Annotated in this window: 12 protein-coding genes; 8 read left to right on the top strand and 4 right to left on the bottom strand. The window is 68.2% G+C overall.

What is annotated here, in order from left to right; translation table 11 throughout:
• The first annotated feature begins 6 nt into the window (after positions 1–6).
• Positions 7–1,053 (top strand): Gfo/Idh/MocA family oxidoreductase, encoded by a 1,047-nt coding sequence (locus DMC64_RS00240; RefSeq protein WP_125731269.1) that lies wholly within the window; start codon positions 7–9, stop codon positions 1,051–1,053.
• Here DMC64_RS00240 and DMC64_RS00235 read toward each other — a convergent pair whose 3' ends face one another.
• The 3 genes from DMC64_RS00235 to DMC64_RS00225 form a co-directional block, all read right to left on the bottom strand.
• Entirely contained in the window at positions 1,054–3,567 is a 2,514-nt protein-coding gene (locus DMC64_RS00235) for a transglycosylase domain-containing protein (protein WP_125731267.1), read from the bottom strand.
• A gap of 161 nt (positions 3,568–3,728) precedes the next feature.
• Complete coding sequence (locus tag DMC64_RS00230; protein ID WP_125732754.1) at positions 3,729–6,107, bottom strand: transglycosylase domain-containing protein; 2,379 nt, start codon at positions 6,105–6,107, stop codon at positions 3,729–3,731.
• Between the two features lie 487 nt (positions 6,108–6,594).
• A complete protein-coding gene (locus tag DMC64_RS00225; protein WP_125731264.1) occupies positions 6,595–7,008 on the bottom strand; it encodes a DUF5318 domain-containing protein in 414 nt (137 codons plus the stop codon).
• 247 nt (positions 7,009–7,255) lie between these two features.
• Here DMC64_RS00225 and DMC64_RS00220 point away from each other — a divergent pair, with 247 nt between their 5' ends.
• A complete protein-coding gene (locus DMC64_RS00220) occupies positions 7,256–7,801 on the top strand; it encodes a PadR family transcriptional regulator (protein ID WP_005168208.1) in 546 nt (181 codons plus the stop codon).
• A 64-nt stretch (positions 7,802–7,865) separates the two neighbouring features.
• Complete coding sequence (locus DMC64_RS00215; protein ID WP_125731262.1) at positions 7,866–8,948, top strand: inositol-3-phosphate synthase; 1,083 nt, start codon at positions 7,866–7,868, stop codon at positions 8,946–8,948.
• An 86-nt stretch (positions 8,949–9,034) separates the two neighbouring features.
• On the opposite strand, the gene DMC64_RS00210 is transcribed toward DMC64_RS00215, so the two are convergent.
• Complete coding sequence (locus DMC64_RS00210) at positions 9,035–9,670, bottom strand: HAD family phosphatase (RefSeq protein WP_037334185.1); 636 nt, start codon at positions 9,668–9,670, stop codon at positions 9,035–9,037.
• Positions 9,671–9,747: 77 nt separating this feature from the next.
• On the opposite strand from DMC64_RS00210, the gene DMC64_RS43605 reads away from it, so the two are divergent.
• The 5 genes from DMC64_RS43605 to DMC64_RS00185 all read left to right on the top strand — a co-directional run bounded on the left by DMC64_RS43605 (position 9,748) and on the right by DMC64_RS00185 (position 17,559).
• On the top strand, positions 9,748–10,206 hold the full coding sequence (locus tag DMC64_RS43605) for a MarR family winged helix-turn-helix transcriptional regulator (RefSeq protein ID WP_125731260.1): 459 nt from the start codon (positions 9,748–9,750) through the stop codon (positions 10,204–10,206).
• Complete coding sequence (locus DMC64_RS00200; RefSeq protein ID WP_037334191.1) at positions 10,196–11,413, top strand: MFS transporter; 1,218 nt, start codon at positions 10,196–10,198, stop codon at positions 11,411–11,413. The genes DMC64_RS43605 and DMC64_RS00200 overlap by 11 nt, the downstream gene beginning before the upstream one ends.
• Before the next feature lie 98 nt (positions 11,414–11,511).
• The gene (locus tag DMC64_RS00195) at positions 11,512–13,554 is read left to right on the top strand and encodes a PhoX family phosphatase (protein ID WP_125731258.1); all 2,043 of its coding nucleotides are present in this window, start codon (positions 11,512–11,514) and stop codon (positions 13,552–13,554) included.
• 179 nt (positions 13,555–13,733) lie between these two features.
• Positions 13,734–15,836 carry a PhoX family phosphatase gene (locus DMC64_RS00190; protein WP_125731257.1) on the top strand — a complete coding sequence of 701 codons (2,103 nt, stop codon included), beginning with the start codon at positions 13,734–13,736 and terminating at the stop codon, positions 15,834–15,836.
• 112 nt (positions 15,837–15,948) lie between these two features.
• Complete coding sequence (locus DMC64_RS00185; protein WP_233629519.1) at positions 15,949–17,559, top strand: SdrD B-like domain-containing protein; 1,611 nt, start codon at positions 15,949–15,951, stop codon at positions 17,557–17,559.
• Positions 17,560–17,562 lie beyond the last annotated feature (3 nt).

Raw genomic sequence — 17,562 nt, 5'->3', positions numbered from 1 at the left:
GGGGTCATGGCTGACTTGCGAGTGGGGATCTTCGGATACGGCACCGGTGGACGCGTCTTCCACGCGCCGCTGATCGACGCGACACCGGGGCTGACCCCGGCCGCCATCGTCACCTCGAACCCGGACCGGGTCGCGCAGGCACGCGCCGACCACCCGGCCGCCGACGTGCTGCCGGACGCGGACGCGTTGTTCGCGAAGGCCGACCTGGACCTGGTCGTCGTCAGCACGCCGAACCGCACGCACGTTCCGCTCGCGCTTCGGGCGATCGAGGCGGGTCTGCCTGTCGTCGTCGACAAGCCCTTCGCGCCGACGGCGGCCGAAGCGGCGAAGGTCGTCGAAGCCGCGAAGGCCAAGGGCGTCGGGCTGACGGTGTTCCAGAATCGCCGGTTCGACTCGGACTTCCTCACCGTCCGGAAGGTCCTCGACGAGGGCCGTCTCGGCGACGTCTTCCGCTTCGAGTCACGCTACGACCGCTGGGTGCCGAAACCGCGGGACAACTGGCGCGAGTTCGGCGACCCCGCCGAGGCGGGCGGACTCCTCTACGACCTCGGCGCGCATATCGTCGACCAGGCGCTGCAGCTGTTCGGCCCGGTCTCCGAGGTCTACGCGGAGGTCGACAGGCGCCGCGCCGGGGTGTCGGTCGACGACGACGCCTTCGTCGCGCTTCGGCACACCAAAGGCGTGCGATCGCATCTGTGGGCGTCCGCGCTCGCGGGCACCCGGAACCCGCGATTCCGCGTGCTCGGCGACAAGGCGACCTTCACCAAGTACGGCCTCGACGTCCAGGAGCCGCAGATCAAGGACGGGCTGCGGCCCGGCGACCCCGGCTGGGGCGTCGAACCGGAGTCGGACGCCGGCGTGCTCGGCGTGAACGACGACGTCGAGACCGTGCCCACCGAGGTCGGCCGCTACGAGGACTTCTACGCGCAGGTGCGCGACGCGCTGCTCGGCAAGGGCGGCTTCCCGGTCGATCCCGCCTCCGCCGTGGAGACGCTCCGGGTCATCGAAGCCGCCCACCTCGCGGGTGCCGAACGGCGCGTCGTCACCCTCTAGCTATTCGGTATCGCCTCTGCCGCCCCGGCCCGGCGGACCTCCGTTGCCGCCCTCTTCGTTGTTCTGGCTGGACGTCGGCGGGTTCTTGGTGCTGGAAGGCTCTTCGTCGTCCTCGTTCCGCGAAGACGAAGATCCGGTCGACGGACCCGTCGACGGCGTGCCGGTCTCGGTCGAACCCTCGTCGTCGTCCGGCGGGGTCTGCGTCGACGGGACGGTGTTGCTGTCGTCCCCGCCGATGATCTTGACCTTGTCGAAGCGCTCCCCCGGTTTCCCGTTCAGATACAGGGAAAGGAACTTCTGCCAGATCGGCCCGGCGATCGTCGAACCGAAGATCGACTTGCCGTTCTTGCCCTTCAGCGCCTTGTCGCCGTCGCCACCGACCCATACCGCGGCCGAGATCGACGGCGTGTAGCCGACCATCCAGGTCTGCGAGTTGGCGTCCTTCGCCGAAGCGGGCTCGCCCGGCCGGTAGGTGTGCTGCTGGGTCCCGGTCTTGCCGGCGCACTCGTGGTTGTTGGGGCACTTGAGCTTCGAGAACGGGATGACACCCTTGAGCGACTCGGTGACGTTGCCGGCGATCTGCTTGCTCTTGTCGGAGTCGTCGGCGAAGGCCGGCTTCGCCTCTTCCGGAGCCGAGTACGCGGCCTCGTCCTGCGAGTTGGTCACCTTGACGATGAAGTGCTTGTCACGGCGCTGGCCGTCGCCCGCGAAGGTGGCGTACGCGGCGGCCATGTCCTCCGGGGTGATGACCGTTTTGCCACCGCCGAGCGCGATGTTGTTGTCGGCGAACAGTTCGGAGTTGCCGTCCGGGGCGGGTTTCACCCCGGCGTCCTTGGCGGCCTGCGCGACCGGCCCGGGTTTGGTCACGTTCACGACCATGTCGTAGAACACCGTGTTGGCCGACCGCTGCATCGCCTCGGACACCGTGCACTGCTGCGAACAGGTGCTGCCGGGACCGGCGTTCCGGATCGTCTGCTTCCCGAACTGCCGGTTGTTGGAGCCGTCGAACGTCGAGTTGATGCCACCCTTGCCGAGCTGCATGTACGCGGTGAGGTCGAACGGCTTCATCGACGACCCGGGGTTCTGCGGTGTGTTCGCCCAGTCGCGGCCCTTCTGGTCCTTGCCGTTGGGCCCCTTCACGATGGACGGGCCACCGTAGTACGCCTTCACGCCGCCGGTCTTGGGGTCGATCGCGACGAGCGCGTTGAGCAGGTTCTCGTCGGTCTGGCCCTTCATCCCGTCGGCGACCGCCTGCTCGGCCGCGGCCTGCGCCTTCGGGTCGATGGTCGTGTAGACCTTGTAGCCGCCCCGGTAGTAGACGTCGTCGGTGATGCCGTTCGCGGCGAGCTCTTCCTTGACCTTGTCGCGGATGAACGGGTTGACCACCCCGGCCTGCTGCTTGTCCTCCTGCGGGATCGGCGTCGGGAACTGCAGGTTCGCGCGGTCGGCGGCGGAGAGGAAACCGTTCTGCACCATCCGGTTCAGCGCGACGGTCCAGCGTTCGTTCGCGACCTTCGGGTTCTCCGAGCGGCCAGGCTGCTGGATGAGACCCGCGAGCAGTGCCGCCTCGGAGGCGTTGAGTTCGCCCGCGGGCTTGCCGAAGAACGACTGCGCGGCCGACTCGATGCCGTACGCGCCGCGCCCGAAGTAGATGATGTTCAGGTACGCCGTGATGATGTCCTTCTTCTCGTACGTCTGGTTCATCTTGAAGGACTTGGCGAGTTCGGTCCATTTGCGCGCGAGCGACGATTCGTCGTCCCCGCTGGCGACCTTGATGTACTGCTGGGAGATGGTCGAACCACCGCCCTTGCCCGCGGTCACCTGGTTGTAGACCGCGCGCAGGATGCCGCCGATGTCGAAACCGGAGTTGGTCTCGAAGGACGCGTCCTCGGTGGCGATGACGGCCTTCTTGACGATGTCCGGGATCTGCTCCGGCGTCAGGATGTGCCGGTTGCCGCCCTTGGGGACGTCCTTGCCCATCTCGGTGTTGTCGGCGTAGTAGTACGTCACCGCCTGGCCCTGCGTCGCCGCGACGGACTGCGGCGACGGCACGTCGACGGCGAAGTAGGTGATCACGAACGCGATCGCCGGGATGACGACGAAGAGGCAGAACAGCGCGAGCAGCACCCGCCGGATACGTCTCCACCGGCGCTTCTTGCGCTGGGCCGGGGTGAGGACCGGCTTCCCGTTCTCGTCGGTCTCCGGCCCGTACTGCTCGTCCTCGTACGGCTCGTCATAGCCGCGGTCGGCGGTGCCGTTGTGCTCGTGATGCGTGATGAGGTCCGGCTCGTGCTGCGGCGCGACCGGCGGCCGCTGCGGACGACGCGGGGGCGGCTGCTGCTGGGACGGACCCTGGCGCTGCCACGGCGCCTGACCCTGCGGACCGGGGCCTGGCCGCTGCCCGTATCCCGGGGGCGGACCGGCGGGACGACGGGGCGGTCCGGCCGGGCGTTGCGGACGACGGGCGGGGTCAGGGTCCTGACCTGGCCATCCGCCGTGGGGATCGTCGTTCACTGGGACGTCCTCCGAACCTTCCGTGGGTGAGCGCGGTCCTGCGGTCGCAGGTCTCCTTCTACTGAAGACGTATCGGATCGGTTCAGGTTCACCGATGCCACGAAAAAAGGTGTGCCGGGCACCCGCCCGGCACACCTTCCTTCACGTGCTCAGCCCGATCGTCACGGATCTTCGCCGTTCGGGAACAACGGATCCGAAGTCCCCGGTCCCGGCCTCGTCCAGCTCGGCTTCGTGGGCTTGGTCGGTTTCGTCGGCTCCGTCTCCGTCGGCTCGGTGGGAGTCGTCGGCGTCGGGGTGGTCGTCGGCGTCTCGGGCGGCGTCGACGTCTCCGGCGGCTTCTGCGCCGTCGTCGTCGGCACGTAGCGCGCGTCCTTGCCGATCGGCTTGACGCTCTCGAACTTCTCCGACGGCTTGCCGGTCATGTACCGGGACATGAAGTCTTCCCAGATCGGACCGGCGATGGTCCGCCCGTAGACCGGCTTGTTGTTCTTGTCGTGCAGCGGCTTGTTGCCGTCGCCGCCGACCCACACCGCGGTCGAGATGCTCGGCGTGTAGCCGACCATCCAGGTCTGCGCGTTGCGATCGCGATAGCTCGCCGGGTCGCTGTCCTTGAAGTCGTACTGCTGCGTCCCGGTCTTGCCCGCGCATTCGTGCCCCTTCGGGCACTTGAGCTTCGAGTACGGGATGACCTCTTCGAGCGCGTCGGTGACGTTGCCGGCGATCTGCTTGCTCTTGGCGGCGTCGTCGCTGAAGGCGGGAGCGCCCTTGGGAGCGGTCTCGTCGAACTCGACCTCGTCCTGGGAGTTGGTCAGCTTCGCGACGAAGTGCTGCTTCTGCCGGACGCCTTCACCGGCGAACGTGGCGAAGCCGGCCGCCATGTCCTCCGCGGTGGTGACCGTGCCACCACCGCCGAGCGCGATGTTGATGTCGGGGCTCAGCTTCGCCTTGCCGCCGTCGGCCTCCACCATCACGCCGGCTTCCTTCGCGGCCTTCGCCACCGGGTCGATCTTCGTCTCGTTGCGGACCATGTCGTAGAACACGGTGTTCGCTGAGACCTTCATCGCCTCGGCGACCGTGCACTGCGGCCCGCAGTTGGAGCTCTCGCCCGCGTTCCGGATCGTGCGGCCGTCGAACTTCCGGTTGTTGGAGCCGTCGAAGGTCTCGCCGAGACCCTTGCCCATCTTGAGAAACGCGGTCAGGTCGAAGGCCTTGAACGCCGAACCGGGGTTGTGCGGCACGTTCGCCCAGTCGATGGCCTGGACGTCCTGGCCCTGCGCGTTCTTCGTCCAGTCCGGGCCGCCCCAGTACGCGACCACGCCGCCGGTCTTGGGGTCGATCGCGACCAGCGCGTTCAGGATGTTCTCGTCCGTCTGGCCCTTCATCCCCTCGGCGACGGACTCCTCGGCCATCTTCTGCGCCTTGGGGTCGATCGTCGTGGTGATCTTGTAGCCGCCCTGGTGGAGCCGGTCCTGGTCGTAGCCGCGCGCTTCGAGCTCGTCGATCACGCGGTTGCGGATGTGCAGGCTCAGCGTCCCGGCGTCGTCGGCCTTCGCCTGCGCCTTCGGGATGGGCTTCGGGAAGGTCGCGCTCGCGCGTTCGCCGGCGGGCAGCCAGCCGTTCGCCACCATCTGGTCCATCACGAAGGTCCACCGCCTGGTGGCGTAAGCCTCGTTCTCGGACTTGCTCGGGCCCTGGATCAGGCCGGCGAGCAGGGCCGCCTCGGACGCGCCGAGTTCCTTGGCCGGCTTCTTGAAGTAGGCCTGCGCGGCCGCTTCGATGCCGTTCGCGCCGCGACCGAAGTAGATGGTGTTGAGGTAGGCGGTGATGATCTCCTCTTTGGACATCTGGTTGTTCATCTTGAAGGATTTCGCCAGCTCGGTCCATTTACGCGTGAGCGTCGGCGCCTCGTTGGCCGTGGCCTTCTTGATGTACTGCTGGGAGATCGTCGAACCGCCGCCCTGGCCGCCGGTGACGTTGTTGTAGACCGCGCGCAGGATGCCGCCGACGTCGAACCCGGAGTTGGTCTCGAACGACGAGTCCTCGGCCGCGTACACGGCCTTCTTGACCACCTCCGGGACGTCGCCCGGCTGCAGCAGGTACCGGCTTCCGCCGCTGGCTGGCGCGATCTTGCCCATCGGGCTGCCGTCCGAGTACATCAGCGTGATCGGCTGGCTCTGCAGGCTCGCGACGCTTTCCTGCGACGGGACGTCCACCAGGAAGTAGGTGATGACGAACGCGATCGCGGGCACCACGACGAAGAGGCCGAACATCGCGTAGAGGACCCGGCGGATGATCCGCCAGCGGCGCTTCTTGCGCTGCTTCGGCGTGAGGACCTTCTTCTTGCCGTCTTCCTCGTCTTCAGCGGGCTCGTCGTCGTAGGCGTCTTCGCCCTCCGCACCGAGCGCCGTGCTTTCGTGACGATCGTCATAGCGATCGTCGTACGGGTCGTAGCCGTACGGATCTTCGGTGCCGTTGTGCGCGTGATGCGTGATGAGCTCGGGCTCGCGCTCGTACGGTTCCGGCTCGACCGGCCGGACCATCGCGGTCGCCTGGTCGGCCGGGGCCGGAGGACGGCGGTTGCCGGGCGGGGGCGGCGGCGGGCGATGCCCGGCGGCACCCTGGCGGGACCGCTGGTCACCGGCGGGGCCTCGCGCTCCCGGCGGCGGGGGTCCCTGCCTGCGCGGGGGCATGCCGTTGGAACGACGCGGGGCCGCGGGACGGCGCGGCTCGTTGTCGGAGGGCCACTCCGGGCCGCCGGCGTCGCCGCCCGGCCACTGCGGCTCGTTCGCGGACCGTGGCGCGGCCGAGCGGGGGGTGCCGTTCGGGGGTGTCCGGCGCTGGGGGCGGCGCGGCGGTTCTTCGCTCGGCCAGCCTGGTTCGTCGGCTTCGCCCGGCCATTGGGCACGGCGAGGTGCATCAGGCTCCTGGCCAGGCCAGGAGCGCTTGCGGTCGTCGTTCACGAATGGGCCTCCCAGACCGGCGCTTCGGGGGACGCCGCTCTGTGGTCAACTGCGTTTTCGATACCTGTCACTGACCCGCTGTCCTCTGCGACCGGGTCCGTGGCCGGGTGCTTCCCGGTTCTCCTGTTCCGAGGACGTAGGACCGCACCAAGTGGTTCCAGTGACAGCTCTGGCAGACCTCGACCTCGTAGACGGTGAACTCCGCGAAGAGCCCGTCCATCCGCGTCAGTTCCTCCGGTGTCTTGGCCGATCCGGCGGCGTGCTTGAGCTCGTCGCCGTACACCCAGGACACCAGGGTCAGTTGCTCCCGGTGGCAGACCGGGCAGTCCTGCTCACCTGGTCGGCCGTGGAATTTCGCGGCCCGCAGCAGGTACGGCCCCGCGTCGCAGACGTCGTATGTGCCGACCCGTCCGGAGTGGACGCCCTTGAGCAGCGCGCGCCGCTGTAAGGCGTAGTCCACGACCTGCCGCTGGTTTCGCACGCCAACAGAGTACGGGCTCTTGCTGTGTGGTCCACGTCCCGTTCTCGGGGAGACGGTCCGCGCACGGTCGGACACGCCGACGATTCGATAACTCTCCGGTGAATTTCGCCCGGATCCGCCCACGCTCGATCGGGTTAGCTACGCCACTTCGATGTATCGGCGCGATATAGTGGGCCGGTAGGTTGACCGAGCCGGTCACGGTGGCCAACGCGACCGGTCGCGGTTTGTTCCCGGAAGGGGGTGCGGTGTGCTCGAGCTCGCGATCTTGGGGCTGCTGCACGAGACCCCCATGCACGGTTACGTGCTGCGCAAACGTTTGCATGAGACGCTCGGGATGTTCCGGACGTTCTCGTACGGCTCGCTGTACCCGACCTTGCGCCGGTTGCTTCGCGCCGGTTACCTCGTCGAGGAGCTCGAAGAGGTGGAAGACCGGGCGTGGGCACGCCGGGGCAAGCGGGTGTACAAGCTCACCGCCGAGGGCAAGGAACGGTTCGCCGAACTGCTCGGCGACGCCGGGCCGCAGACGTGGGACGACGAAGGCTTCGGCGTCCACCTGGCGTTCTTTTCGAGGACACCGGCCGACGTCAGGATGCGAATCCTGGAAGGCCGTCGTCGTCGGGTCGAGGAACGCCGAGAAGGACTTCGGACGGCAATGGCGCGGGCCGAGGAGAAGATCGACCGCTACACCCGTGAGCTGCACCGGCTCGGGCTGGAGTCCAGTGAACGGGAGGTGCGCTGGCTCAACGAGCTGATCGCGCACGAACAGGCCGAGCAGCGCGGACCGGAGACCTGAGGCGCTCCGGCGGTCCTCGCTGCGCATTACCTACAACTGTTGGACTAATGAAGGAGAAACCGGCATGGGCGAGAACCGCCGCGTTCGGGTGGCCATCGTGGGCGTCGGCAACTGTGCGGCCTCACTGGTCCAGGGCGTTCAGTACTACCGCGACGCGGATGCCGGCACCCGCGTGCCCGGGTTGATGCACGTCGTGTTCGGCGAGTACCACGTCCGCGACATCGAGTTCGTCGCCGCGTTCGACGTGGACGCCAAGAAGGTCAACCGTGACCTGTCCGAGGCGATCTTCGCCAGCGAGAACAACACCATCAAGATCGCCGACGTGCCGCCGCTGGGCGTCACCGTGCAGCGTGGTCACACCTACGACGGTCTCGGCCGCTTCTACCGCGAGACCATCGAGGAGTCCGACGAGGCTCCGGTCGACGTCGTCGCCGCGTTGCGCGAGGCCGAGGTCGACGTGCTCGTCTCCTACCTGCCGGTGGGTTCCGAAGAGGCCGACAAGTTCTACGCGCAGGCGTGCATCGACGCCGGTGTGGCGTTCGTCAACGCGCTGCCGGTGTTCATCGCCTCCGACCCGGAGTGGGCCGAGAAGTTCCGCGCGGCCGGCGTCCCGATCGTCGGTGACGACATCAAGTCCCAGGTCGGCGCCACCATCACGCACCGCGTGCTGGCGAAGCTGTTCGAAGACCGCGGCGTCCAGCTCGACCGGACGATGCAGCTCAACGTGGGCGGGAACATGGACTTCCTGAACATGAAGGAGCTGGAGCGGCTCGAGTCGAAGAAGATCTCGAAGACCCAGTCGGTCACCTCGCAGGTCGACCGCGAGCTCGGCAAGGGCAACGTCCACATCGGGCCGTCCGACTACGTGCAGTGGCTCGACGACCGCAAGTGGGCCTACGTCCGGCTCGAAGGCCGCGCCTTCGGCGACGTGCCGTTGAACCTGGAGTACAAGCTCGAGGTGTGGGACTCGCCGAACTCGGCGGGCATCATCATCGACGCCGTGCGCGCCGCGAAGATCGCGAAGGACCGCGGCATCGGCGGCCCGATCCTCTCGGCTTCCTCGTACTTCATGAAGTCGCCGCCGGAGCAGTACGACGACGCGACCGCCCGCGACGAGGTGGAGAAGTTCATCGCCGGCGAGGCGTGACCTTCCCGGTCGCTCAAATGTCATGAAAGGGTCGTTCCTGACGTTTTTCGTCAGGAACGACCCTTTCATGACATCCAGGGCCGACTTCAGTCCTCCTGAAGCGCCGACGGCAGGTCCGTGATCACCGGCACCACCGTCGTCTGCTCCAGCACCGCCGGATCCGGCGGGAAATGTGGATTCGGCACCGCGTACACCGTCATCCCCGCCGCCAGCGCCGCGCGCAGCCCGTTGGTCGTGTCCTCCACGGCCGCGCAGTTCTTCGGCTCCGCGCCCAGCAGCTCGGCCGCCTTCAGATACACATCGGGCGCCGGCTTCCCCGCGCCGACCTGCTCCGACGAGACCGCCGTCGGCACCGGCAGCCGCGTGATGTCCAGGAACGCCTTGATCAGCAGCGGCGGCGAAGAGCTCGCGATCGCCACCGGCCAGTGCTTCGCGACTTCGCGGACGACACCCGGCGCGCCCGGGATGATCGGCGGCTTCTCCGCGTATCGTCGCGCCATCCGCTCGATCACCAGCTGCGCGACGTCCGAGGGCCGGAGCTGGACGCCGAGGTCGTGCGCCAGGTAGGCGGCCCATTCCGGGGTGCTCATCCCCTGCATGGCCCTGGTCGATTCCTCCCGCCAGGTGCCGTGGAACTCGTGGACGACCGCCCGGCGGACCTCGTCCCACATCTTTTCCGAATCCACCAGGACACCGTCGAGATCGAAGATCACCGCTTCCACACCTTCAACCCTAGGCCGTCGAAACCTGTGCGGCAGATTACTTAGCCATGCTCAGTAATTTTAGTTAGCATGGCTAAGTGACCACGAAAGTCGCCGATCTCGCCCACCGGCTCCGCCCGCTGGTGTTCCGGCTGTACTACCTCGTCCGCCGGGAGACCCCGCAGGTGCAGCTCACCCTCACGCAGGGTTCGGTGCTGTCGGAGCTGCTCAACGGCGGGCCGCGCCGGATGAGCACGCTCGCCGACCTCGAGCGGGTCCGGATGCCGACGATGACCGACGTCGTCCGCCGTCTCGAACGGCTGGGCCTGGTCAGCCGCCGCCGCGATCCCGCCGACGGCCGGGCCGTGCTCGTCGAGGTCACCGAGGTCGGGCAGCGCTTCCACCGTCAGTTGATCGTCGCGAGGGAGGAGTTCCTCCGTGAGCGGCTCCTCGAACTCGACGAGACCGACCGCTCCGCGATCGAAGCCGTGCTCCCCGCCCTCACCAAGTTGCTGCACGAAGACAAGAAGGAGGAACTGATCCGCGATGAGCGCTGAGCCCCACTCGAGCCTGTTGGACGCCGTCAAAGGACAGCCCAAACAGGTATGGATCACCGCGTTCGCCGCGGTCATCGCGTTCATGGGCATCGGGCTGGTCGACCCGATCCTGCTGTCGATCGCGGAAGGCCTGAAGGCGACGCCGTCCGAAGTGACGCTGCTGTTCTCCAGCTACCTCGGCGTCCAGGCGGTCGCCATGCTGGTGACCGGCGCGATGACCGCCCGGTTCGGGGCCAAGCGGACCGTGGTCGTCGGGCTGACGCTGGTCGTCGTCGCCACCGCGCTGTGCGCCGCGTCCGGGTCGATCGAGCAGCTCATCGGGCTGCGCGCGATCTGGGGGCTGGGCAACGCCTTCTTCATCGCGACCGCGCTTTCGGTGATCGTCGGCGCCGCGACCGGCGGCCAGGCAGGCGCGATCCTGCTGTACGAAGCCGCGCTCGGCGTCGGTCTCGCGGTCGGCCCGCTGCTGGGTGCCCTGCTCGGCAGCATCTCCTGGCGCGGTCCGTTCCTCGGCACCTCGCTGCTGATGCTGTGCGGTCTCGTGCTCTGCTCGATCTTCCTGACCGGTGACGCGAAGGAGAAGCGGCCGAAGATCCGCCTGCTCGACCCGTTCCGCGCGCTCAAGCACGGCGGGCTGCTGCGCACGTCGATCGGTTCCGCGCTCTACACGGCCGCGTTCTTCGTGGTGCTGGCCTGGTCGCCGTTCGTGCTGGAGTGGAGCGCCGTCGCCGTCGGCCTGATCTTCTGCGGCTGGGGCCTTTCGGTCGCCGTCGCGGGTGTGGTGCTGGCGCCGAAACTCGCCGCGAAGCTCGGTGAACGGCACGCGACCGTGGTCGCCGTCTTCGGGTACGCCGTGTTGCTGCTGATCATGGCGATCCCGAGCAAGCCGGTGCTGGTCGTCGGCATCATCCTGTCCGGTCTGGTGTCCGGCCTGCTCAACACGCTCTTCACCGGCACGGCCATGTCGATCAGCGGTGCCCCGCGTCCGGTCGCGAGCGCCGGGTACAACTTCTGCCGCTGGCTCGGCGGCGCGGTCGCCGCGACCGTCGTCGGTCACCTGGCCGAGTGGTTCGGTGCGAAGCAGGCGCCGTTCGTGATCGCCGCGGTCCTGTGCGTGCTCGCCGGAGCCCTGCTGACGATCCGCGAGAAGACCGCCGACCCGCACACGATCCCGGCCGAAGCGGTCCTCGTCGGCGAAGAGATGTAAATCGGAACAAAAGGTGAACACCGGACCAACGAGGGGTTTCCTCCCGTTGGTCCGGTGCCTTAGCGTCGACCTCCCGAACTGCAGATGCGGAGGTCCGCGTGAAGTTCCTTCCGTTACTGGCCGGCCACTCACCAAGCCGGGCGTCAGTGACTTGTACCTATCGTTGTGGCGACGCGTGCTTCCACGACGCGCCGAACACGTCGGACAACCCCACCTTCGCCGACGTGCTCGGCGCGGTGAGCCGCCGTGGCGCGCTGAAGGCGACGGCCGTCGTCGCACTGGCCGCAGGGACGCCGCTCGCGCTCGCGGCGCCGGCGTCCGCCGCTCCCGAGGGACGGCCGAAACCGCCACCCGGCACCGACTACAAGCGGGTCCAGCCGAATACGCTCGACGCCGTCGTGGTGCCCGAGGGCTACGAACAGGGCATCGTGATCCGCTGGGGTGACGCGGTGCTGCCCGGTGCGCCCGAATTCGACTTCGACCACCAGACCGCCGAGGCGCAGGCGAAGCAGTTCGGCTACAACTGCGACTTCGCCGCGCTGTTGCCGCTCGACCACTCGGGCCTCACTTCCCTCCTGGTCACGAACCACGAGTACACCTCGGAAGAGTTCATGTTCCGCGGTTACGACAAGGACAACCCGACCGAGGAACAGGTCAAGATCGCGTGGGCGGCCCACGGGCTGACCGTCGTCCAGGTGTCGCGCGGACGCGACACCGGGCACCTGCGGCCGAAGATGTCCCGCTACAACCGGCGGATCACGTTGCACACGCCGTTCAAGGTGACCGGTCCCGCCGCGGGCAGCGATCTGCTCAAGACCGCCGCCGATCCCACCGGCACGGTGGTGCTGGGCACGATGAACAACTGCGCGGGCGGCGTCACGCCGTGGGGCACGATCCTGTCCGGCGAAGAGAACATCAACCAGTACTTCGGGAACGCCGAAACGGTGACCGACCCCGTCAAGCGCAAGCGCTACGCGCGGTACGGCATCAAGGGCACCGCGACCACCCGCAAGTGGGAGCGGTTCGACGCGCGCTGGGACATCGCCAGGGAACCGAACGAGGCCCACCGCTTCGGCTGGGTGATCGAACTGGATCCGAACGATCCCGACAGCACCCCGGTCAAGCACACGCATCTCGGGCGGTTCAAGCACGAGACGGCGAACATCCGCGTCGCCAAGGACGGCCGCGTGGTCGCCTATTCCGGCGACGACGAGCGCTTCGAGTACATCTACAAGTTCATCTCCAAGGGGCGCATGAAGCCGGGCGACAGCGCGCATGCCCGCCGCCACAACATGACCCTGCTCGACGACGGCACGCTCTACGTCGGCCGGTTCACCGGCGACAGCCCGGTCTCCGAGATCGACGGCACCGGGAAACTGCCCAGTGACGGCGAATTCGACGGCGGTGGCGAGTGGATCCCGCTGGCGTCCGGGAACAAGTCCTTTGTGGACGGAATGACCGCCGAAGAGGTGTACGTCTTCACCCGCGAGGCGGCCGACCGGGTGGGCGCCACGAAGATGGACCGTCCCGAGGACATCCAGGCCCATCCGTACACCGGCCGGATCTATTGCGCGCTCAGCAACAACGTCGAGCGCGGCAACCCCGGCAAGGAGGGCGCCACCGAGCCCAACCCGCGGCTGAACAACAAGCACGGCCAGGTGCTGGAGCTCGAAGAACGGCGCGGGGACGCGCTCGCGTTGACGTTCGGCTGGCGGCTTTTCCTGGTGTGCGGCGATCCGGCCTCGCCGGACACCTATTTCGCCGGCTTCCCCAAGGATCAGGTCTCGCCGATCTCCAGCCCGGACAACGTGGCCTTCGACCGGCACGGCAACCTCTGGATCTCCACCGACTCGGCGGGCGCCCTCGGCATCAACGACGGCCTCTACTCGGTGCCGCTGGAGGGCCGCAACCGCGGCGAGCTGAAGCTGTTCCTCACCGTGCCCCGCGGCGCGGAGACCTGCGGTCCGATCGTCGAGCGGAAGATCGTCACGGTCTGTGTCCAGCATCCGGGTGAAGTCGACGGCGCGAACGCCGACAAACCGGCCTCCCATTGGCCGGACGGCGGCGAAAACCAGCCCCGTCCCTCGGTGGTGGCGGTCTGGAAACCGGGCAGGCACGGGCTGTCCGACATCGGCTCTTAGTCGAAAAGCAACGATCTAGCAGTACTTTTGGTCGATGGCGCGCTGCCAGGTCCGGCAGCGCGCCATCGCTCGTTCGCGCGCTGTTCATCTTCTGGCCAGGGCCGGATCGTTTTGGTCGCTTAACGTCACGGCGTTCCCCCGACTGGACTACGTGTACCCACCGCGACCATGGAGGCCCTGTGTCCTTCGAGCCTCAGCGGCTCCTGCCGTTGATCACCTCCCACCCCGGTGGCCGCTCCGCGGTCACCTGCGAGTACCGCTGCGGCAACGCGTGCGCCCACCCCGAGCCGAACACGTCGGACAACGAGTACTTCGGCGACGTCGTCAAGAACATGCTTTCCCGTCGTGGCGCGCTGAAGGCGAGCGCCGTGCTGGCCGCGACCGCCGGTGGTTTCGCCGCGCTGTCCGGTACGGCCGCCGCCGAAACCCCGGCTGACGTCTCCGCCGCCGGTCGCGGCAAGCCGGGCCGCCCCGGGCGTCCGGTGCCCGGCACCGACTTCGAAGCGGTGCCGCCGAACACGCTCGACGCGATCACCATCCCCGAGGGGTACGACCAGCGCGTCGTCATCCGCTGGGGCGACGCGGTCGAATCCGGCGCCCCGAAGTTCGACTTCCGCAAGCAGACCGCGGCCGCGCAGGCGAAGCAGTTCGGCTACAACAACGACTTCGTCGGCCTGATCCCGCAGGATCCGCTGGGCATCCGCAACCTGCTGGTGGTGAACCACGAGTACACCACCGAGGTCCACATGTTCCCGGCCGACCAGTACGACCCGGCGAACCCGACCGAGGAGCAGGTCAAGATCGCGTGGGCCGCGCACGGTCTTTCGGTCGTCCAGGCCTTCCGCGACCCGATCGGCGGCGCGCTGCGCACCGTGCCGAGCCCGTTCAACCGCCGCATCACGCTGAACACCCCCTTCGAGGTGCGCGGCCCGGCGGCGGGCTCGAAGTTCCTCAAGACCTCCGCGGACCCGACCGGCCGCACGGTCTTCGGCACGCAGAACAACTGCGCCGGCGGCGTGACCCCTTGGGGCACCGTGCTTTCCGGTGAGGAGAACGTCAACCAGTACTTCGCCAACGCGGCGAGCGTCACCGACCCGGTCGCGGCCGCGCGCCTGAAGCGGTACGGCTTCTCCGGCGCCGCCAGCACCCGTAAGTGGGAGCGGTTCGACAAGCGCTGGGACCTCGCGCAGGAGCCCAACGAGGCCAACCGCTTCGGCTGGGTCGTCGAGATCGACCCGAACGACCCGAACTCGACGCCGATCAAGCACACCGCGCTCGGCCGGTTCAAGCACGAGGCCGCGAACGTCAAGATCACCAAGGACGGCCGCGTCGCCGTCTACTCCGGTGACGACGAGCGCTTCGAGTACATCTACAAGTTCGTCTCCAAGGGCAAGTACAAGCCGGGCAAGAGCGCGCACGCGCGCCGCCACAACTCGGCGCTGCTCGACGACGGCACCCTGTACGTCGCCCGCTTCACCGGCGACAGCCCGGCCGCCGAGATCGACGGCACCGGCAAACTGCCGTCGGACGGCGAATTCGACGGCGTCGGCGAGTGGATCCCGCTGGCCGCCGGGAATCAGTCCTTTGTGGACGGTTTCACCGCCGAAGAGGTCTACGTCTTCACGAGGCAGGCGGCGGACAAGGTCCAGCCGACCAAGATGGACCGCCCCGAGGACATCGAGCCGAACCCGGTCAACGGCCGGATCTACGCCGCGCTGACCAACAACAGCCAGCGTGGCCCCGCCGGCAAGGCGAACGTCGACGAGGCGAACCCGCGGCCGAACAACCGCAACGGCCACGTCCTCGAATGGGAAGAGGACCGGGGCGACGCCGCGTCGACGAAGTTCTCCTGGCGGCTCCTGCTGGTCTGCGGTGACCCGAAGACGGCGGACACCTACTTCGGCGGTTTCCCGAAGGAGCAGGTCAGCCCGATCTCCTGCCCGGACAACGTCGCGTTCGACCGGCACGGCAACCTGTGGATCTCCACCGACGGCAACGCGCTCGGCTCCCACGACGGCCTGTTCTCGGTGCCGGTCGACGGTCCGGAACGCGGGCACGTCAAGCAGTTCCTGTCGGTCCCGGTCGGCGCGGAATGCTGCGGCCCGGTGGTGACCGACCACCTGGTGCTCGTCGCCGTGCAGCACCCGGGTGAGGACGCGGCCAGCTCCGCGAACCCGACGTCGCACTGGCCGGACGGCGGCACTTCGCAGCCGCGACCGGCGATCGTGTCGGTGTGGAAGAAGGGCCGCTGGGGCCAGGTCGGCCGTATCGGCGTCAAGTAGTGGCCTCCGGCGCCCCGATCACTCTCGGCGAGACTTGTTCTCCCTGATCGGGGCGCCGGACGACACCGTTCGGTGATGACGGAAGCCCGCCGAGCTCATTAGCTTCAGCCCTGTGAAAAGGGCACTGGTGTTCATCGCGGCAGGCGCGCTCGTCTCCGGCTTCGTCCCTTCGTACGCGCAGGCGACGGCCGTCCCGTCGGGCTGCACCGGCGGCGCCGCGCCGAACCCGAGCGTCGAGCAGGGCAGCCCGCCCGCCGGGTACACGTTCAGCCCGGCCGCCCCGGTGCCGCCGGGCACGCCGAGGAGCAAGCAACCCCGGTTGTCGACGGCGAGTGGCTACCAGCCCGACGGCGGCAAGTACGCCCTGATCGCGACACCGGACAAGATGATCAGCACCGCCTACGCGGCGCTGAAGTTCGTGCCCGAGGGCGTCTACACGCTGACCGACTGGACCGGCACGAACCTCCAGCGCACGGACGCCGTCCAAGAAACAGGACTGCGGTTCTACGACGGTTCCGGCAAGGTCGTCCTGGAGAACAAGCTCAAGGTCACGCACGCCGTCGAAACCGACGGCGCGCTGGCGCGACAGGACTTCCCGCCGTCCACCGCCCCGCCGTCGGCCGGCTCCGTGAAGTTCTTCGCCGCCACCGACCGCAACTGGGTCATGTGGGACTGCGTCCACCTGCAGGTCGCCTCGTTCTCGGCGAAGGCGGAGGTGCGGGATCCGGCGAGCGGCGCCTGGGGCGCCACGGCCACCATCGAGGCGGGCGCCACCGCGAACTACCGGTTCACGGTCACCAACGACGGCACCACGACGCTGACCGACGTCAAGGTCGACGACCCGTATTGCGACGTGAAACCCACGCCGATCGCGAGCCTCGAAAGCGGCAAGTCCGCGACCGTCACCTGCGACCACAAGAACGTCACCGAAGCGGACAACGGCCACGTCAGCACCGTGACCGTCTCCAGCGGCACCCTGCCGAAGAAGAAGGCGACCACCACCATCAAGGTCACCCCGCCGCCCGCGATCGACGAGATCGGCGAGTTCGTCTGGGACGACGTCGACCGGAACGGCCTGCAGGACGCCGGGGAGCCGGGCGTCCAGGGCGTGAAGGTGACGTTGAAGGACGCGTCGGGCAAGGCGCTCGGGACGATCGCCACGGACGCCGGCGGCAAGTACCGCTTCACCAAGCTGAAGGACGGCATCTACCAGGTCTGCTTCGACATCGCCGGGCTTCCGTTCACGTATACGGCCAAGGACGCGGGCGACGACACGAAGGATTCGGACGCCGACCCGGCGACCGGCTGCACCGCGACCACCACCGTCGGCCCGCGTAACCGCGTCGACCTGACGCTCGCGGCGGGGCTGAACGCGCCGACGAGCAGGCTGGGCGACTTCGTGTGGCTGGACAAGGACAAGGACGGCCTCCAAAGCCGCGACGAACTCGGCGTCCCGGACGTGAAGGTGACTTTGAAGGACGCGTCGGGCAAGGAGGTCGGCTCGGCCGTCACCGGGCCGGACGGTCGGTACGCCTTCGAGCGGCTGGCTCCGGGCTCGTACCAGGTGTGCTTCGACGTCGGCTCGCGTCAGCTGACCCGATCCGGTGCCGCGCACCACGACGGCACGGATTCGGCGGCGGATCCCGCGACCGGGTGCACGCCGGTGGCCGCGGTGGCGGCGCCGGAGGATCTGACCAGGGACGCCGGGCTGCTCGAACCGTGAATT

The organism is Amycolatopsis sp. WAC 04197, assembly GCF_003947475.1.
GTDB lineage: Bacteria > Actinomycetota > Actinomycetes > Mycobacteriales > Pseudonocardiaceae > Amycolatopsis > Amycolatopsis japonica.
The sequence above is the reverse complement of the archived record's forward strand: the minus strand, read 5'-3'. Positions and strand labels throughout refer to the sequence as shown.

What these genes read in the sequence shown, in the direction of transcription:
- DMC64_RS00240 (WP_125731269.1), top strand. Translation starts at nt 7, where the DNA reads ATGGCTGACTTGCGAGTGGGGATCTTCGGATACGGCACCGGTGGACGC.
- DMC64_RS00230 (WP_125732754.1), bottom strand. Translation starts at nt 6,107, where the DNA reads ATGGTCCGGCCGGTCGAGCCGGAACCGTACGAGCGCGAGCCCGAGCTC.
- DMC64_RS00215 (WP_125731262.1), top strand. Translation starts at nt 7,866, where the DNA reads ATGGGCGAGAACCGCCGCGTTCGGGTGGCCATCGTGGGCGTCGGCAAC.
- DMC64_RS00200 (WP_037334191.1), top strand. Translation starts at nt 10,196, where the DNA reads ATGAGCGCTGAGCCCCACTCGAGCCTGTTGGACGCCGTCAAAGGACAG.